General features: G+C 61.6%; 3 protein-coding genes. All 3 read left to right on the top strand.

Annotated elements, in window-relative coordinates:
* Positions 1–247, top strand: a 247-nt coding sequence (locus tag HT737_RS25405; RefSeq protein ID WP_182404235.1) for an energy transducer TonB, incomplete at its 5' end; no start/stop codon positions are given.
* 46 nt (positions 248–293) lie between these two features.
* The gene (locus HT737_RS25400; RefSeq protein ID WP_182404234.1) at positions 294–1001 is read left to right on the top strand and encodes a MotA/TolQ/ExbB proton channel family protein; all 708 of its coding nucleotides are present in this window, start codon (positions 294–296) and stop codon (positions 999–1001) included.
* A partial coding sequence (locus HT737_RS25395; protein ID WP_182404233.1) for a biopolymer transporter ExbD occupies positions 1001–1382 on the top strand: 382 nt, incomplete at its 3' end. The genes HT737_RS25400 and HT737_RS25395, both read left to right, overlap by 1 nt.

The following is a 1382-nucleotide window of genomic DNA, read 5'->3' as shown; positions in this document are numbered from 1 at the left end:
CCCGCCGCCGGAGTACCCGTCACTGGCGCTGCGGCGCAACTGGGAAGGCAGCGTGGTGCTGCGCATTCAGGTGTTGGCCAACGGACGTGCTGGTTCGGTGACAGTGACCAAGTCCAGCGGCAAACCGCAACTGGATGACGCCGCCGTCGCGGCGGTAAAGAACTGGAAGTTCATTCCGGCCAAACGCGGTGACACGCCGATTGACGGCTTTGCCACCCAGACCATCGATTTCAAATTGCCGCAATAACGGCAAACCCAACTCACAACCGACTTAATGCAAGCGAGGTGTAGCGATGAACAATTCACTGTCTTCGATGATTGTCCCCGGTGTGCTCTGGGGCCTGGTGCTGTTTTCCGTGGTCAGCTGGGCGATCCTGCTGGTCAAGTCGGCGCAATACCTGCGCCAGAAAGCCCAGAACAAACAGTTCAGCAAAGCCTTCTGGGGCGCGCCGGATCTGCTCACCGCGGCCGAGCACGCCAGCCAGTATCCGGGCTCGCTGGCGCGCATCGCCAGCAGCGGTTTCGAAGCCTTGCTGGTGGAAGAATCGCCACGGACCACGCAACAACTGGCGCACACCATCAACCGTTCCGATCGCCTGGAACGCAACCTGCGCCAGCAGATTCAGAAGGAACGCCGCTCGCTGGAAAACGGCCAGGCAATCCTCGCCAGTATCGGCAGCACCGCGCCGTTCATTGGCCTGTTCGGTACCGTGTGGGGGATCATGGAAGCCCTGCAAAGCATCGGCGAAAACCGGTTCGGCGAGCTTGAAGCGGTCGCCGGCCCGATCGGTCACGCGCTGATCGCCACCGGCGTCGGGATCGCCGTCGCGGTCCCGGCGGTGCTGATTTACAACTTCTTTTTGCGCCGCCTGAAACTGGCCTCGGCGGACATGGATGATTTCGCCCACGACTTCGATGCGTTGGCCTCGCGCAGCGCGTTTTCCATCAGCCGTCAGGCCATCGCCAGCAAAACCACTGCCGCCGTGCGGGAGGCCAGCTGATGTCCTTTTCCACTCAAGACAGCGATGAAGTGCTCAGCGAAATGAACGTTACGCCGCTGGTGGACGTGATGCTCGTGCTGCTGGTGGTGTTCATCGTCACCGCGCCGCTGATGACCAACGCGATCAAGGTCAACCTGCCGAAAACCGACGCCGTCGCCCCTGCCGAGAAGAAAGACCCGGTGGTGGTCAGCGTCGATCAGGACGGCAAGTTCTACCTGGCGAAAACCGAACTGGCACCGGAATCTCTGGAGGCCAGCCTCAAGGAGGTCAAGGCCAAGGACGCCGAAGTGCGCGTGCAGCTGCAGGCCGACGCCAACGTCAATTACGGCCAGGTGGCCAAGGCCATGGCGTCCATCGAACGCTCGGGCATCAGCAAGATTT

This window comes from Pseudomonas sp. MD195_PC81_125 (genome assembly GCF_014060985.1).
Lineage (GTDB): Bacteria > Pseudomonadota > Gammaproteobacteria > Pseudomonadales > Pseudomonadaceae > Aquipseudomonas > Aquipseudomonas parakoreensis.
Note: the sequence above shows the minus strand (reverse complement) of the source record. Positions and strands in the feature narration are given on the sequence as shown.